This is a genomic window from Maritimibacter sp. DP1N21-5, from assembly GCF_019218295.1.
Classification (GTDB): domain Bacteria; phylum Pseudomonadota; class Alphaproteobacteria; order Rhodobacterales; family Rhodobacteraceae; genus Maritimibacter.
Genome location: NZ_JAHUZF010000002.1, coordinates 1 through 15,434 on the forward strand (window position 1 = coordinate 1; position 15,434 = coordinate 15,434).

The 15,434-nt window shown below is 64.4% G+C and carries 15 protein-coding genes; 9 read left to right on the forward strand and 6 right to left on the reverse strand.

Going from position 1 to position 15,434, the window contains the following annotated elements:
* Positions 1-755: pyridoxamine 5'-phosphate oxidase family protein (locus KJP29_RS00630; protein WP_370630748.1), on the forward strand; the 755-nt coding region annotated here is incomplete at its 5' end.
* Positions 756-1,817: 1,062 nt separating this feature from the next.
* On the opposite strand, the gene KJP29_RS00635 is transcribed toward KJP29_RS00630, so the two are convergent.
* Positions 1,818-2,729: a helix-turn-helix domain-containing protein gene (locus KJP29_RS00635; RefSeq protein WP_370630749.1), complete on the reverse strand. Its 912-nt coding sequence runs from the start codon at positions 2,727-2,729 to the stop codon at positions 1,818-1,820.
* A gap of 413 nt (positions 2,730-3,142) precedes the next feature.
* Between KJP29_RS00635 and KJP29_RS00640 the strand changes: the two genes are divergently transcribed.
* On the forward strand, positions 3,143-3,994 hold the full coding sequence (locus KJP29_RS00640; protein WP_218461609.1) for an NAD(P)H-binding protein: 852 nt from the start codon (positions 3,143-3,145) through the stop codon (positions 3,992-3,994).
* 340 nt (positions 3,995-4,334) lie between these two features.
* On the opposite strand, the gene KJP29_RS00645 is transcribed toward KJP29_RS00640, so the two are convergent.
* The 3 genes from KJP29_RS00645 to KJP29_RS00655 all read right to left on the reverse strand — a co-directional run bounded on the left by KJP29_RS00645 (position 4,335) and on the right by KJP29_RS00655 (position 6,632).
* A complete protein-coding gene (locus KJP29_RS00645; protein ID WP_218461610.1) occupies positions 4,335-5,483 on the reverse strand; it encodes an HPP family protein in 1,149 nt (382 codons plus the stop codon).
* Positions 5,484-5,685: 202 nt separating this feature from the next.
* Entirely contained in the window at positions 5,686-6,285 is a 600-nt protein-coding gene (locus KJP29_RS00650) for a hypothetical protein (protein WP_218461611.1), read from the reverse strand.
* 29 nt (positions 6,286-6,314) lie between these two features.
* Positions 6,315-6,632 (reverse strand): hypothetical protein, encoded by a 318-nt coding sequence (locus KJP29_RS00655; RefSeq protein WP_218461612.1) that lies wholly within the window; start codon positions 6,630-6,632, stop codon positions 6,315-6,317.
* A 416-nt stretch (positions 6,633-7,048) separates the two neighbouring features.
* On the opposite strand from KJP29_RS00655, the gene KJP29_RS00660 reads away from it, so the two are divergent.
* Positions 7,049-7,249 carry an MHC class I heavy chain gene (locus tag KJP29_RS00660; protein WP_218461613.1) on the forward strand — a complete coding sequence of 67 codons (201 nt, stop codon included), beginning with the start codon at positions 7,049-7,051 and terminating at the stop codon, positions 7,247-7,249.
* A 666-nt stretch (positions 7,250-7,915) separates the two neighbouring features.
* Here KJP29_RS00660 and KJP29_RS00665 read toward each other — a convergent pair.
* Together KJP29_RS00665 and KJP29_RS00670 are read right to left on the reverse strand one after the other, a co-directional pair.
* Positions 7,916-9,274, reverse strand: coding sequence for an ATP-binding protein (locus tag KJP29_RS00665; protein ID WP_218461614.1), 1,359 nt, complete (start codon positions 9,272-9,274; stop codon positions 7,916-7,918).
* Positions 9,271-9,930, reverse strand: a complete 660-nt coding sequence (locus KJP29_RS00670) for a response regulator transcription factor (protein WP_218461615.1) — start codon at positions 9,928-9,930, stop codon at positions 9,271-9,273. Before KJP29_RS00670 ends, KJP29_RS00665 begins: the two co-directional genes overlap by 4 nt.
* 150 nt (positions 9,931-10,080) lie before the next feature.
* Between KJP29_RS00670 and KJP29_RS00675 the strand changes: the two genes are divergently transcribed.
* From KJP29_RS00675 to KJP29_RS00700, 6 genes are all read left to right on the forward strand, one after another.
* The gene (locus tag KJP29_RS00675) at positions 10,081-10,395 is read left to right on the forward strand and encodes a PepSY domain-containing protein (RefSeq protein WP_218461616.1); all 315 of its coding nucleotides are present in this window, start codon (positions 10,081-10,083) and stop codon (positions 10,393-10,395) included.
* On the forward strand, positions 10,388-11,065 hold the full coding sequence (locus KJP29_RS00680; RefSeq protein WP_255553378.1) for a cytochrome b/b6 domain-containing protein: 678 nt from the start codon (positions 10,388-10,390) through the stop codon (positions 11,063-11,065). Before KJP29_RS00675 ends, KJP29_RS00680 begins: the two co-directional genes overlap by 8 nt.
* Positions 11,066-11,254: 189 nt before the next feature.
* Entirely contained in the window at positions 11,255-11,632 is a 378-nt protein-coding gene (locus tag KJP29_RS00685; RefSeq protein ID WP_218461617.1) for a hypothetical protein, read from the forward strand.
* Positions 11,633-11,670: 38 nt separating this feature from the next.
* Entirely contained in the window at positions 11,671-12,141 is a 471-nt protein-coding gene (locus KJP29_RS00690) for a DUF2271 domain-containing protein (protein WP_218461618.1), read from the forward strand.
* Positions 12,142-12,152: 11 nt separating this feature from the next.
* On the forward strand, positions 12,153-14,360 hold the full coding sequence (locus KJP29_RS00695) for a PepSY domain-containing protein (RefSeq protein ID WP_218461619.1): 2,208 nt from the start codon (positions 12,153-12,155) through the stop codon (positions 14,358-14,360).
* Positions 14,341-15,321, forward strand: a complete 981-nt coding sequence (locus KJP29_RS00700) for an FAD:protein FMN transferase (protein ID WP_218461620.1) — start codon at positions 14,341-14,343, stop codon at positions 15,319-15,321. The genes KJP29_RS00695 and KJP29_RS00700 overlap by 20 nt, the downstream gene beginning before the upstream one ends.
* The last annotated feature ends 113 nt before the right edge of the window (positions 15,322-15,434 follow it).

A 15,434-nucleotide genomic window follows, 5' to 3' on the forward strand; every position in this document is an offset into this window, starting at 1 on the left:
GTCGGTCTTCGAACAACCTCAGACTACGAAGAAGCGCGATGGCCGCCAGCCCGGCCGCGCGCTGCGCTACGCCAAGGGCTTCGCGCGCGGCCTCTTACACCACCCCACGGGGCACTACCAGCGATGTCGCCTTCACCCCGACGGTAAAGGACATCCAGACCCGCAATGGTTCGCGCAAGGCCTATGCCAATCAGGAACAGGCGGGGGGCTGGCGCACTGAAATAACGCTCGACCTCAAAGCGTTCATCGAAGGGCAAACCAGCTTGTTTATGGCGACCGCCAACGCCGAAGGGCAGCCATATATCCAGCATCGGGGCGGTCCCGCCGGCTTCCTGAAGGTGATCGACCCGCAGACACTTGGCTTTGTTGACTATGTCGGCAACCGGCAATTCATCACCACGGGAAATCTCGTGGACAACCCCAAGGCCTACTTGTTTCTGATCGACTACGCCAACCGGCGGCGGATCAAGATATGGGGAACGGCGAAAGTCATCGAGGAGGATGGCAGGCTGGTCGCGGACCTCATGCCCGCCGGCTACAAGGCGCGCGCCGAGCAGGTGATCCTGTTCACGGTGTCTGCCTGGGATGCGAACTGTCCCCAGCATATTCCGCAGCGGTTCGAGGCCGCAGATGTTGCCGCAGCCCTCGCGGCGCGGGATGCGCGGATTGCCGCACTTGAAGCCGAGGTCGCCAAACTGAAGGCGAGTGGCCGAGACCAGACACTGGAGGCCATTGTCGGGCGCTGCTCCGGTTGACGCCAGAACAGGGTAAACGAGATTCTGCGACCTCTAAATCGAATGACCTGCAGGTGGAGAAGGTTGGATATCAGACCCATTCCCTCCGCCACGATCCCTTGCCGTGATTTCCTGTAAGGTCTTGATAAGTGTGTTGATTTCATGAAATCGTCTGATTGACGGGCCTCTGGATGTCTCGAGGTGCTATGCATCTCTTGATCAGGGTACGTTGGTATGGCGATCAAGAAGCTGGGGAAAACCCTGTACCTGAACAAAAGGGTGCCGAAGCGATATGAGTCGATTGAGCCCCGGAAACTCACTTGGCTTTCCCTTCATACTGACGGGTCCTCCGAGGCTGCGAAAAAGGCTGGCCTGGCGTGGGAGCAGTATGTCGCGGGATGGGGAGCAAATCGTTCTGGCTATGGTCAACACGGGCGCGCGACCCTGCGAGTTAGCGGCCTTGATGGCTGGACAAAGCCACTTCGGAGGGGACGTTCCACATATTTCGATTGAGCCTGTCGTTCGCCAATTCAAGAGCGCAAACGCTCGTCGCAAAATTCCATTGGTGGGGGTGAGCCTAAGTGCGATGCGACATTTCTCAAACGGGTTCCCTCGGTATCAACACAGCTCGGCGAGCCTGTCAGCAACTGTGAACAAATACCTTCGCGGGAATGGTCTGATGGAGACCCCTGGACATTCGCTCTATGGACTTCGCCACAGTTTCGAGGACCGGATGCTTGCTGTCGGGGTGGATGAACGCATTCGCCGTGACTTAATGGGCCACGCGCTTGATCGCGAACGGTATGGCAAGGGCGCCGGCCTTGGGCATCTTCAGGAGATTGTTCAACGCATTGCATTGAAGTTATGTGCTGCGATGCGGGCGCGGTCTATCGTTTCTTCTTGGTCACGGAACGCAGATTGCTCGCGCTCGATCCGGTGAAAGATACCCGCCCCCACCGCGTGGCCTGAGGAGGCGTCGAACCCACTCGCACGTATCTTTCAACCGACCCTCAAGAGCCGTCGGCAGGTGGATATCTTGGCCGGAAAAGCCAGTTGACCCTGCGTGGCCAGTAGGCGCAATGCCTAAGTCAAGAACGGCAAACGCTCGCGACGATAGCGGCTTGGTGTCATCCCGTAGGTTCGAGCGAAGGTCCGCGAAAAATGAGCGGAATCGTTGAAGCCCACCGAATACGCGATGTCGGTCACCGTCTGCGGGGCCCAGTCCCGCGACACGAGCCGCCGCTCTGCCTCATCGAGCCGAAGCGACCAAACCCAGTTCGACGGAGTGACCTGCTGTGCGGCGAACAACCGATAGAGCGATCGAAGGGACAAGCCGAACACGCTGGCGATGCGAATTGGCCCAAGATCGGGCTCGTTCAGGTGCTGGCGCGCGAACTTCTCGATGTCCTCGAGCGTGGGCTGGCGGCTGGATGAAAGGACGACCTTGTGCTCATCGTCCAGTCCGCGGATCGCCGCCCTCAACAGGTCCTCGATATAGGCGCTGTCTTCGGCAATCAAAGCGGACCCGGGAGATGTGGCCAGCATCCGCAGGATCTCGGCCAAAATCCGGACACGCATCGTCTGGCCGGGCAATCGCTTGAAGGCGAGCGAGTCGAACAGGTCGGTGTCCTTCAATATCCCGCGACCAAGGCTCATGACCTGGACTTCGCTGGCCGTCGGGGCGATCATCTCGCAGGTGTCTCGCCCGTTGAAGATCGTCAGATCGCCGGGGGACAGGGTCAGGGATCGCCTGTGGTGCCTGATATGCTGACGCCCCTTCGTCTGGATCAGGAAGAAGAGAAAGTCGTCGAGCGCCGGTTTCAGGGCATTCTTGGCGCGGGTAACGGAGACCTGTCTCGTGACGATACTCGCCGGGGCAAGTGGGTTCTTCTCGTCCCCGATCCACGCACCGCCAGAGAAGGGCCCGGACAAAGGTTGCACGTCGAACCGACCGTAGACCCTGTTGAGCCTGTCGGCAAAGTCTCCTGGACCCATGATGTCACCCCCGTCAGTCGAGAAGATTGTTGGCTAGAATTCGAGGATTCTACCGGCTTTGCAAGGCGGACGGCCTGTTTGAAAACTCAGGTCTCTTGCCCGGATCGGAAAGGCCCGCCCATGTGGACCAGTTTGCGTGTCGGTGCATGAACGGCCTTTGGTCCTCGTGGTCGTTTGCGCGAGCAGCCCGGTGCCAGCCCTGGGCCAGCCCGCGGACAACGCGCGTCAGCAGTGTCAGGTTTGGCCGACTATACCCAACAGTTTCGTCCCGGAAACCGGCTGCGAACCCGCAACTGGCATTTTGGCAAAGACAGTCAACTGTCGTGGCAGCGAGGTTCAAGACGACAGGCAGGGACGCTGAAAAAATATTCACCATCTGAACATGATTCAACGAACAACGAGGAGGTGAAACAATGATCGTCATTAGCGGCGCAAGTGGACATGTTGGCGGAGAGGCAGCACGAATCCTGAGTGAATCCGGCGTGGAAACGCGCTTGCTCGTGCGCGACCCGTCAAAAGTCGCGCATCTCAAGCCAACCGAAGTGGTGCGCACCGGCTATCTCGACCCCCAACTCGTCGAGGCGTTCAATCCCGGCGATCGCGTCTTCATGGTCTCGGTCTACGAAACCTACGACATCCGGCTGGAAATGCACCGCGCCTTCGTGAAAGCCGCGGCCGATCGCGGCGTCGCTCAGCTCGCCTATCTGTCATACATAAACTGCGCGCCCGATGCCGAGTTCGAACACGCGACCTCCCATTGGGAAACCGAGAAAATGATCCGGGAGTCCGGGGTGCCCTTCACCATCCTGCGGACCGGTCTCTACCAGTCTTCCGCAGAAGCTTTCTACAACGACGAGGGCCTGTGCCGCGCGCCGGCAGGGGAAGGCCGGGTCAGCTGGGTGTCGCGCCGCGACATCGGAAGTGCCGTCGCCGCCGTTCTGCGCACCCCCGGGCATGAGGGCAAGGTGTATGACCTGACCGGGCCGGAAGCTTTGACGATGCAGGAGACGACGGATCGCATCAACGATCTCCTGAATCTGTCTCTCAGGTTCGAAGACGTCGATGACTACGAAAACCTCTGCCTCAAGGGGCTGCCCGACCCGGTCGGGATGAAGAAAACCCGCCGAAGCGCGTTCACCTCCATGGCTCTTGGCGAACAGGAGCTTGTCACTGACGACATCGCCACCCTGACAGGGATCAAGGCCGCTCCCATCGATCGGCATGTCCTTCAGTATCCCGAGCGGTTTGGCTGGTCGTCCAGCTAGACGGGTTGGACGTTGCGGACTGTGGGGTGTCAGTTGGTAGTCAATCCAGCCGCCTCAGCAGACGGCGGACAAAGATACCTGCAAATGGCAATGGGCGCTGGCGCCATGCGGTGTCAGCGCTTCCATGCGCACCAGCATCCATACCACTTGTTCACTGTCGTTGTTGCAGAGAACCGAATGGGCAGGCCAGCATGTAATGTCGGCCGGAAATGCCTCGTTCGCAGTGAAGTCAGGTCTACCGTCTTTGATGCGCGATCTTGGCAATACGATCACGGGCTTGCGAAAGCACCTTCGGCATGCCGACCTTGCAGTATCTATTGTGAAGATACTGACATCAAACTCATCCGCCGCCGCGCGCCGCTCTCCGGGCCAGTGCGGCGATGAGGTCGGTTCGGGTCACGATCCCGACGATCTTTCCGTAGGCGATGACCGGAACGGCATCCACGTCGCCCTCCGCCATCATCGGAAGAAGCGCGCCGATCGGTGTGTGGGTGGTCGCGCGGGGACCGGCGACGCTCATGATGTCGCCGGCTGTCACGGGCTTCTCCCGGTCCCGGTCCAGCAAACGCCGAAGCGCCGCACCGTAGCCCCGTTCGAGACGCAGGGCATCGGCGCGCGCCTGGTTGATGAGATGCATCTGGAAGATGACGCCGAGAAAGCCCTTGTCAGGCGCGACGACGGGGAGCGACGTGAACCTGTGCTGCCGGAAGAGATCTGCGACCGCCCCAAGCGGCGTGTCAGGGCTCACCGTGACGAGACCGCGCGACATGATGTCCTCGGCCGTCAACGGACCCGAGGACTGCGCGGCGGCCTGTAATTCGGCAGCGCCGATCAGTCGGGCCAGGTCCTCGACCCCGAGGTTGAACGATTGACTGTAGCGTTCGAGGATCTCCGTTAGTTCGTCTTCCGACAGGCCGAGACGTTCGGTCGGATTTCGATCGTCCGTGCCATGCTTGCTGGGATCATCGAACTGGCGGAACGGGTATCGGCGCCCTGTGATCCTGGCATAGAGCGCCGCGAGCACCACGAGCGCGGTGGTGCCGACCGCCACGGGCGCGAGGGCGAACCAGAAGCCCAGCTCCCTGGCAATATCGGGCGACAGCGCTGCCGTCATCGCGACGGCCCCGGCAGGCGGATGCACCGCACGGCACAGGATCGTGGCGGTGATCGCCAGACTGACGGCCAGAGCGACACGCAGCACTGGGTCCGGCAAGGTGAGGCAAACGGCAATGCCGATCACCGCGGCGATCGTATTGCCGACGATCGCCGACCAAGGCTGCGCGAGCGGACTGTTGGGTATGGCGAAGAGGAGGACCGACGTTGCGCCGAAAGGCGCGATGAGAAACAACCCTTGGTCAGCGTCGATATACGGCGACAGCAGAAATAGCCCCGTCAGCGCGAGGCCGACCAAGGCGCCGCCCCCGGCGCGGAGGGCCTCGATCGTCGAGACACGCGCGACAGCGGGACCCAGCGCCTTCAGAATATGCACATCCACCCCTCCATTGAGATGTGCGCAAAGTTTCAGCAGTTTGAAAAAGGTGCAACCCGGGGCGAAAGGAGATCGCCCGACAGCTCGCGAAGCCGCGCGACAACGAGCATCGCTGATCTTGCGTCATCATCTGATGCTGCTCATCTCGTTGTCAGAACGACACAGATTTGAATGACCCGGAGGGAAGGCCTTTCGATCAACATCAGCGCCGGCTTTGCCGATTCCCGGCCGACCGGCCGTTGCTCAGACGCACCCACCGGAAGATCAGCATGAGAGCGAGTGTCGTGAGCACCAGTCCCACGATGTCCCCCAGCGCATAGATCGCGAACACACCGAGCGCTTTGCTCGTCAGGATCTCGGACGAGAAGACGATCGACTGCCCGGCTGAATTGAGCAGGGACGAGACCACGCCCGTCATGAGCACATGCGTCCAGTGAATCTGGCGGCGTGGGCTGGCGTAGGCCGGAAACCCAATCAGGCGCATTCCCTCGAAGGCCAGGAACGCACTTGCCGCACCGACGAGGACCGACATCAACATGACGGGCGACAGGATCGCAGAAGCACCGCCCGGCGTGAACAGCATTTCCGAGAGCAGCGCACCCACGAACAACGCCGGAACGGCCTTCCATCGGTAGAGCCAGGTCGCGAGAACGCGGATCCCATGTGGCAGGTAGGCGAGGCTCGCGAATGTCGTGATGTCCGGCAGGAAATGGGACTGGATCGGCGTTATCAGAAGGGCTGTGAACCCGTGAGCGATGACGTAGGCCAAGACCACGGCAAGGACGACGCTGAAATATTGCATTGGGCAGACCGAATAAATTTTCGGCCGTTCTACCCTATGCGCGAAAGACTTTCCACCAATTCCCACTGAACAACGTAAGAACCGGGCATGCACTTGCCCGCCGGCAGGAGAAGTCCAAGGCCGAGCAATCGCGTAATCGCTTGCTGGACAACCTCTGGCGCGACGCGTTCCAGCAGGGGATGGCTTTGAATGCAATCCGTCACGAGGATATTCTCTCTCGTCAGGCAGAGACTGCGCGCCGCGAGAAGCACATCGCGCTCGACCCGGGTCAAATGGCTCAGTCCAACTTCGCGCTCGACCTGCCGCAGGAGATTGCGCAGCTCGTAGATTGATTGCAGTTTGTCCATCCCTTTGACCCCACGTCACTGAGCCGCACCTTTAGATCAGAGCTCACGGTGACAAACAAGCTCAATTTTCAGGCGGCTCTTATCTAAGCAGTTAACAAATATGGCTTTTCTTGGACGCGGCCCGGGGCAAGCACTCTGGTATGCCGATGTCAGTGGGCAGCCCCATCGCCGGGCCGCATGGTATCCCGAGCCATTGCAGGGCCAGTCGCGATGGGACCTGCCCTCAAACACGCTCCGGCGTCTTTCTGCCAGCGAAACCGCCGGGGTGGGCCAAGAATGACCCAAGGCTGAAACCGTTGCAGGAGACCGTTGACGCGCCCATTTTTCCTATGGAAATTTCCCAGCTGTGTCGTGAACGACAATCAGGAAGGCAACTGGCGGATATACCCGCCGACGATCTACCAAGGGAGGTTCTCATGACCGCAGACTGGACGAATGTGCAGATCCTGGAGTGCATCTCCGACTCCGATGGACCCGTCACCGTAATCAAGCAATCAGATGGAGAGGCGATCCGCTACGTGCTCGGAAACGGTGATCCGGTGAAGCTCAACATGGACGGGACATTCACGGATCCGCAGCATCAGACCGTCCTGTCCGTAGTGGCATACGCTCACTGACCGACGGACGCCTCACCTGTCTCGCCCGATCCGATAGTTTCGCGAGGCGATCGCGATGAGGAACCCGGCGCGGCAGGTGACAGCCTCAGACACAAGCGTGTTGTCGGCTTCCACCCCCAATGGCGCTCGACAAGGCCGGGGCGCACCTTTCGAGCCTGCTCGATCGCCCCCGCAATGGGGCACCGCACGTGCCAGCCTGTGAGGGGTGCGCGAACGGCGTTCGATCCACTGCCCTACCGGAACTATCGATCTGCCCCTCCAAGACAAGAGCAGCGCGCCCGGACCCCGTCCATCTCATCCCCGTGCCTCCCCTCTCCAGGCCCGCCTCATCACGTCCCACATCCCGCCCCCCCATCGACGCCATCGCTATAGCAGATACATGCAGCACACGCTGTGGGATTTCAGAGAGATAGACGATGACGAAGAAACCCCACACAGACCCCAGTTCAAGGCCGCTCGCACCGCCGCTCTGGCCGAGTGGCACGGACTTCTCGCGACATAAGGGACAGCACGCCTTTCGATGAAAAGACGAGTTCGAATTAGTCTGCCAGCACCGACGAACTGGCTCTCCTGCCGGAGGGCTCGGCGGTCGCGGACATGATGGCCGATTTTGCCGTGATGCGGGACCAAGCGCGGGTTTGCTGACGTTCCGGCATCCGTCTCCTGCTAGGCGTCGCGCTTCGCAGTGGTGTCCGGGACTTCGGTCGGCAACCTGAGCGATGCTTCGAAACCGGAAGATCCACCAGGTCGCGGCGATTTCAAAACGAGCGAGCTTCCGATCCGGTTCGCGATGGCCGCGACGATGGCAAGGCCAAGCCCGCTGCCATCGGTGCTTGTATTGCCCCGTTCGAAGCGTGCCGTCAGTCGGTCGAGCATCTCGCGCGGCACGACGGGACCATCGTTCGCGACAACGAGGTGGCCGTCCGCCGTCAGCGTCACCTCGACTGCCAGATTTTCCGCTCCGTGACGGAGAGCGTTTTCCACAAGGTTGCGGCACAAGATGGCGAAGGCGTCGGGGTCAATGTCCGACATGACAGCTGCGTCAGGAAGGTTCAGGACGATGCGGCCAGGAGCGCCCGCGCGTCCGATATCGTCTACCACGACGCGTGCGACTGCCCTCAGGTCTGCGCTCCGGTCCATCCGCAGCCTCCCGCCTTCCGCCCGCGCGAGCTGCATGAGGCGTTCTGAGAGCCGGGTCAGGCGCTTGAGCGTCGCCTCGATCTCGGCGGCACGGGCTTCGGTGGTCGGCTCCCGCGTCTCCGCCCTCAGCCTCTGCGCCTGGGCGATGGCGCCGGCCAGCGGCGTTCTCAACTCGTGGGCTGCGTTCGCGGCAAAGCTGCGCTCGGCCTCGAACGCATCGCGCAGCCGGACCAGCAGGCCGTTGAGTGTCGTGGCCAGCGGACCAATCTCCGTCGGCAGATCGCTGGCAGGAACCTCCGACAGGTCGCGAGCACCACGTGCATCCAGCCGATCACGGAACCGGCGCAGCGGATCGAGGCTGAAGCGAACGGCAAGAATGATTGCCACCAACGCGATCGGCAGCACGACCAGCAGCGGCAGGCCGAGCCCCATCCGGATCTCCCGCGCGACCGACGCGCGATGAGCCAGCGGCTCGGCCACGGTGATCCGGATCGTGTCCTGAAGCGCCGCGTCGCTGTAGAACCGGTGGGTTGCGGTCTGCCGATACCCCTGACCCTCCCAGGGCGGGAACACGGCAGGGTCGGCCGCGTGCGATTGCAGCAGGATGCGCCCCTCGGCATCGCGGACGAGGTAGGTGAAGAACTCGTCGTGTTCCCGGATGGGCGCGAGCCGTTGAGTCACGCCCTGATCTTCCCGGCCGACGATGTCGGTCGCCGCAAGCGGCAGGATCCGTTCCGCAGTCTCTCGCAGGGCGCTGTCAAAGACCTCGTCCAGCTCGCCCCGGACGATCACGGCCGTCACAGTCGCCGCGAGCAGCCACAGAACCGTCATCGCCAGGCCGAGCGACAGGCCGAGTCTGCCCTGAAGGCTGGCGGGCCATCTCATGGACGGCCCAGCCTGTAGCCCATGCCGCGCTCGGTCTCGATGACCGCCGTCCCCAGCTTCTTGCGCAGGCGGCTTACATGAACCTCTATGGTGTTGCTCTCCACCTCCGCGTCGAAGGCGTAAAGCTTCTCCTCCAACTGTGCCTTGGACAGGAGTTGACCGGGACGTGCGAGGAAGGCTTCGAACAACGCCCATTCCCTTGCGGTCAGTTGCACCGGCTTGCCCTCGCGATGAACGCTGCGGGCAGCGAGATCAATGTCCAGCGGCCCGTGGGTGACGATGGGGTTCGGGTTGCCGCTGTAGCGTCGAGCGACAGACCCGATCCGCGCGGACAACTCAGCGAGGTCGAAGGGCTTCACGAGATAGTCGTCGGCGCCCGCGTTCAGCCCCTCGATCCGATCCGACACCTGGTCGAGCGCGGTCAGGATGATGACCGGGGTCACGTCTCCGCGCGCGCGCAGGCTCTTCAGGAAGCCGATCCCGCGACCGTCCGGAAGCATCAGGTCGAGCAGGATCAGGTCGTAGGACGCGGCTTTCGCCGCGTCGCCGGCTGCTTCAAGGCGCATCACCCAATCGACCGACTGCCCATCGGCCGCGATCTGGTCGCGCACCGCTGCGCCAAGCACCGTGTCGTCCTCGATCAGCAGGATGCGCATGCTCGTCCCCGTCCCCGTCCACTTCCGATGACCCTCCATGATCCGTCTGGCTGACAGGAAGCTGAAGCGGCGGGATATGTCCCTTCAGGCTGCTGTCAGCTTCGCCGCGCATGAATATCGTCAAGATGGCCGCATCGAGGAGTTTGGCCCATGAAGAAGACATTGACAATTCTCGGCTTTCTCGCGGTCTTGCCGGCCGGTGTCGCGCTGGCGGACGACGACTGCTTCGTGCCGATGGCCGACTGGCAGCCGCGGGACGCCGTCGCCCGGCTGGCCGAGGAGAACGGCTGGACGGTGCGCCGGATCAAGATCGACGACGGCTGCTACGAGATCGACGGCCGGGACGGCGAGGGACGCCGGATCGAGGTGACCGTTCATCCGGCGACACTCCAGGTGATCGAGTTCGAGTACGAGGACGACGACGAGCGCCCCCGCCGGGATCGCGAAGGAGGCGACGATGACTGACGCAATCTCACCTCAGGCGCCAGAGATGAGCACGGGGCCGGGCAGCAAGGTCCGTGTCTGGGATCCGCTGGTCCGCGTGTTCCATTGGGGCCTGGTCGCGGCCTTCGCGACCGCATGGCTGACTGCGGACGAGCTGCAACCCGTCCATGAGCTCGCAGGCTACACCGTCGCCGCACTTGTGGCCTTCCGGCTGGTCTGGGGCCTCGTCGGCAGTCGCTACGCGCGCTTCGCCCAGTTCCTGAAAGGCCCCGGCGAGACGCTGGCCTATCTCGGAGACATGACCCGCGGACGCGAGCGGCGCTACCTCGGCCACAACCCGGCGGGCGCGGCGATGGTTGTGGCGCTGCTGATTACACTGTCCGGGACGGCTTTCACCGGCTGGCTCATGGAGGACGAGGCCCGTCTGGCGATGCTCCCGTCCATGCCCGCCATCGTGGCGCCCGCCTGGGCCGACGACGAAGGTGACGACGACGAGCGGCAATACGGCGCGCGGGGAGAGGTCGAGGGACCCCTGAAGGAGGTCCACGAGACGCTCGCCAACCTGATGCTGCTCTTGGCCGCGCTGCATGTGGGCGGCGTCGCGCTGGCCTCCTTCCGGCACCACGAGAACCTGGCGGGCGCCATGGTGACCGGCGACAAGCGCGGACCCGGTCCCGGCGACATCGCCTGACCGCACCCAACCCCAAGGCCGACCGTCCCTTCGGCCCCCCTTTGGCCTCGCTCTCACGGGCGGGGCCTTTCTCGTCGCGCCGGCCTCTTTCTTCCTGACGGCAAGCTGAAGCGGGAATCGCTGCCGCGTCAGGAAGCCCTCAGGTCGGATCTCCAGATTGTCCACAGCAGATGACAAGGAGACCCTGCCATGAAAAAGACTCTGACCCTTCTTGCCGCATCCACGGCGCTGACCGCCGCGATCGGCATTCCCGCCTGGAGTGCGATGCAAGCTCCGGCCGATGGCGTCCTTCGGCCCGTTGCCGCGCTCTTCGATGACTCCTCGCAAGCCATGCCGCTCGTTCTCGCAAGCGACGATGACGACGACGACCGCTGGCGGGACGGTTCGCGTCGCGGTCACGACGACGATGACGATGATGACGATGACTGCGACGACGATGATGACGACGATGATGACGACGACGATTGCCGCGGTGGCGCCCGCAATCCCGCGCCCGCCGGTACCGTCGCCCCGCCGCAGAATGGCCTCTTCGGCAACGCCGCGCCTCCGCAAGTTCAGGTGAACTGAAGCGCTCCGCAGCCCCTCTTCGAACAAGGACCCATCCGATGAAATCACTTCTCGCAACGCTCACGCTGACCACGGCACTGACGCTTCCCGGACACGCTATTGCGCGGCCGGTGACCCTGACCACGACTCTCAACAATTACGGCGGCGACGGCGCCTATCTCGCGCTTTATGTCGCCGACGCCTCGGGCGCCTATGTCGGCAGTCTCTGGATGGCCGGCGGCAAGTCCAAGTACTACGAGCACCTGAGCGACTGGTATCGCGCCACCGCCGGCGACACCGCGCAGATCAACGGCATCACCGGCGCTAGCGTCGGCGCGGGCCGCACGCTAGAGATCACGCTCGACCTGGCGGACGCGCTCTTCGATGCGGGCTACACGCTCCACATCGACGCGGCGGTTGAAGACATGCGCGACAGCCCGAACGAGGTGGCCGTCCCGCTCACGAGCGATGGCGCGGGCACGCCGGTGACCGGGCGCCGGTACATCGCCAGCTTCGCCTACGACATGTGAGGAGCGGGGCCATGATCCGTGCACTCCATCGCTGGCCGGGTCTGCTGGCCCTCGCGCTCGTCACCATCCTGAGTCTGAGCGGCGCGGCGCTGTCAGTCTTTTCTGCGGCCGAGCGCATCGCCGCGCCGCAGGCGGAAGCCGGACTGACCGTCGCCGCTCTCGCGGACCGCATCCAGGCCGTCTATCCGGGCGTCGAGCAGATCCGCCGGTCGCCCTCAGGTCGGATCACCGCCTACTGGTTCGATCAGGGCGCGCCGGGAGCCGCCGTGATCGACCCGGCGACGGGCGAGGGCGTGGCCTCGGCCGACCCGAACCAGGCCGAACGCTGGCTGACCAACCTGCACAGGTCGCTGTTCCTCGGTGATGGCGGCCGCATCGCAATGGCTGCAGGGGCTGCCGCCATGCTGGTCCTCTCGCTCTCCGGCGCCGCGCTTGTCGTGCGGCGGGCGGGCGGCTGGCGGCACTGGTTCGCGCCCCTGCGCGGACCGCTCGCCGGGCGGCTGCACGCCGAGATCGCCCGGATTGCTGTTGTCGGCCTCGTCCTGTCCTCCACGACCGCCCTCTGGATGACGGCGTCTACCTTCGATCTTCTACCAGACGGAGGCTCCATGCCGGCCGTCCCCGCCGAGGTAAGCGGGGAGACGGGGTTCGCGCTCGATCAGATGATTACGTTGCGGCAGACGCCCGTCGCCGAGCTGCGCGAGCTGAGCTTTCCCTATCCCGGCGACGCGACGGACGTCTTCACGGTCAAGACGGACCGGGGCACGGGATATCTCGATCAGGGCGACGGCGCTCTCCTCGCCTGGGCCGACCTGACAGGATGGGAGCGCGTCTCGGAGACCATCTACATGCTGCACACCGGACAGGGGGCGGCGACGCTGGGGCTCGTGCTCGGGCTCATGGCGCTCGGCGTGCCCGCGATGGGCGCGACGGGTGTGGTGATCTGGCTCGCCGGGCGGCGCGGTCGGCCGCGCATCCGGGGAAATCAGCCTGCCGGTCGCGCCGAGACGATTCTGCTCGTCGGCAGCGAGGGCGGCAGCACCTGGGGCTTCGCCGCGACCTTGCAGGCCGCAATGACAGAAGCCGGGCAAAGCGTCCATGTCGGCCCGATGTCGGGGCTCGCCCCGGAACGCTACACCAACGCCCAGCGGATCATCCTGCTCGCCGCGACCTATGGCGACGGCGCGGCGCCCGCGTCGGCGAAAGGCTTTCTCGACCGGCTTAACGCCCTCGACGGGACGCCGGATACTCCCATGGCTGTGCTTGGATTCGGAGATCGGAGTTTTCCGGCCTACTGCGCCTTTGCCAAGGACGTTGCGGCAGCAGCGCAAGCGAAGGGCTGGCCGGAGCTTCTGCCGCTCGACACGATCGACCGTCAGTCCCCGCAGGATTTCTCCCGTTGGGGCCGGGCGTTCGGAGACGTGCTCGGCATTGCGCTCGAACTGACGCACCAGCCGGTCCAGCCGCAAACGACCACGCTGACGCTCGTCTCGCGCCGCGACTACGGCGCCGAGGTGCAGGCCCCGACCGCCATCCTCCGCTTCGCACTGCCGCGCGCCTCGCTCTGGCAACGGTTGCTCCGGGGCGGCTTCGCCCGGTTCCAGGCGGGCGACCTGATCGGCATTCTGCCCGAAGGAGGCGCCGTCCCGCGGCTCTATTCGCTCGCCTCCGGGCGACGCGACGGCTTCATCGAAATCGTGGTCAAGAAGCATCCCGGCGGCCTCTGCTCGGGCCAGCTCACGGCGCTGGAGCCGGGCGACACAGTGAGCGCTTTCCTGCGCCCCAACCCCGGTTTCCGTCCGGGGCGGAGCCGTGCGCCGCTGATCCTGATCGGCGCGGGAACCGGCATCGGGCCGCTCGCGGGCATTGTGCGCGGCAACACGCGCGGCAGGCCGGTTCACCTGTTCTTCGGCATGCGCCATCCCGACAGCGATTTCTTCTACGGCGAGGAATTCTGCGGATGGCAGGACGAGGGGCGTCTGACCCGGCTGGTCACGGCCGTCTCGCGCGGGGCGCGGCCCCACTATGTCCAGGACGCGCTGCGCGGCGAGGCCACTCAGGTCGCGGAGCTCATCCGCAACGGCGCGCGCGTGATGGTCTGCGGCGGGCGGGACATGGCCGCCGGCGTGACCGAGGCGCTGGCCGAGATCCTCGCACCGGCCGGCCTCACGCCGGCGGTCCTGAAGGCGGAGGGGAGGTATGTCGAGGATGTCTACTGAACTGGCGCGCATCGCCCTGAACGGTCCGACGATGGGGACGCGCTGGTCGGCGCTGTTCTTCGCGGAGCCGGACTTCGACCCGGCCCCGATCCGCGCGGCGCTGCAGGCGGCCGTGGAAGAGGTGGACGGACAGATGTCGACCTGGAACCCGGGCAGCGACCTGATGCGGCTCAACGCGGCGCCGGTGGGAGAATGGGTGGCGGTGCCCGCGCAACTGGCTGCGGTCCTGCGCCTCGGCCTCGAGATCGGGCGCGCCTCGGGCGGGGCGTTCGACATTGGCATGGGCGACGCGGTGACGGCCTGGGGCTTCGGGCCCGGAGACGCCGCGCCGGATGGCATCCGCGCCGCGATGACCGCCGCGCGCCGCCCGGCACATGAGGCGCTTGAGATGGACGACGCCCGCGTGCGCAAAGTCGTGCCCATCGCGCTCGACCTCAACGGCATCGCCAAAGGCCATGGCGTCGACCGGCTCGCCGAAACCCTGCGCGATCATGGGATTACGGATGCGCTCGTCGGGATAGATGGCGAGATGCGTGCACTGGGCCTACGTCCGGACGCCGAGGCCTGGACCATCGCGGTCGAGGCGCCGGACGCCGAGCGCCGGACGCCGCAATCGATCCTCGCGCTTGAGGATGCCGCCGTCGCCACCTCCGGCGATTATCGCCACTGGGTCGAGGTTCAGGGGCGCCGCCTGTCGCACACGATGGACCCGAGGCGGGGCGCGCCGCTGATCGCGTCGCCGGCTTCCGTCACCGTCGTGGCCCGATCCTGTGCCGAGGCCGATGCCTGGGCGACGGCCCTCATGGTGCTTGGGCCGGAGGAGGGAGCGACACTCGCAAAACGAGGCGGGCTCGACGCTCTGTTCCTCCTGCGCGATGCTGATGGCAACGCAAGAGGCGTGGGAGTTGGACGACTGTTTTCCGAAGAGACAGCGGCCATCGCCTCAGCCGAGGGGAGATAGGCCGCACGGAGACGACACGGACCGACCGCTTCAAGACCGCTATCCTGCTCATTGCCGCGACCGGCTTTATTGCGGGACTTGCGTTCTACTTTTCCGGTCGACCCAACGCTGCG

Bases quoted from the DNA above. Each gene is read 5' to 3' on its own strand.
- KJP29_RS00635 (WP_370630749.1), bottom strand. From the start codon at position 2,729: ATGGGTCCAGGAGACTTTGCCGACAGGCTCAACAGGGTCTACGGTCGG.
- KJP29_RS00640 (WP_218461609.1), top strand. From the start codon at position 3,143: ATGATCGTCATTAGCGGCGCAAGTGGACATGTTGGCGGAGAGGCAGCA.
- KJP29_RS00650 (WP_218461611.1), bottom strand. From the start codon at position 6,285: ATGCAATATTTCAGCGTCGTCCTTGCCGTGGTCTTGGCCTACGTCATC.
- KJP29_RS00655 (WP_218461612.1), bottom strand. From the start codon at position 6,632: ATGGACAAACTGCAATCAATCTACGAGCTGCGCAATCTCCTGCGGCAG.
- KJP29_RS00660 (WP_218461613.1), top strand. From the start codon at position 7,049: ATGACCGCAGACTGGACGAATGTGCAGATCCTGGAGTGCATCTCCGAC.
- KJP29_RS00665 (WP_218461614.1), bottom strand. From the start codon at position 9,274: ATGAGATGGCCCGCCAGCCTTCAGGGCAGACTCGGCCTGTCGCTCGGC.
- KJP29_RS00670 (WP_218461615.1), bottom strand. From the start codon at position 9,930: ATGCGCATCCTGCTGATCGAGGACGACACGGTGCTTGGCGCAGCGGTG.
- KJP29_RS00675 (WP_218461616.1), top strand. From the start codon at position 10,081: ATGAAGAAGACATTGACAATTCTCGGCTTTCTCGCGGTCTTGCCGGCC.
- KJP29_RS00680 (WP_255553378.1), top strand. From the start codon at position 10,388: ATGACTGACGCAATCTCACCTCAGGCGCCAGAGATGAGCACGGGGCCG.
- KJP29_RS00685 (WP_218461617.1), top strand. From the start codon at position 11,255: ATGAAAAAGACTCTGACCCTTCTTGCCGCATCCACGGCGCTGACCGCC.
- KJP29_RS00690 (WP_218461618.1), top strand. From the start codon at position 11,671: ATGAAATCACTTCTCGCAACGCTCACGCTGACCACGGCACTGACGCTT.
- KJP29_RS00695 (WP_218461619.1), top strand. From the start codon at position 12,153: ATGATCCGTGCACTCCATCGCTGGCCGGGTCTGCTGGCCCTCGCGCTC.
- KJP29_RS00700 (WP_218461620.1), top strand. From the start codon at position 14,341: ATGTCGAGGATGTCTACTGAACTGGCGCGCATCGCCCTGAACGGTCCG.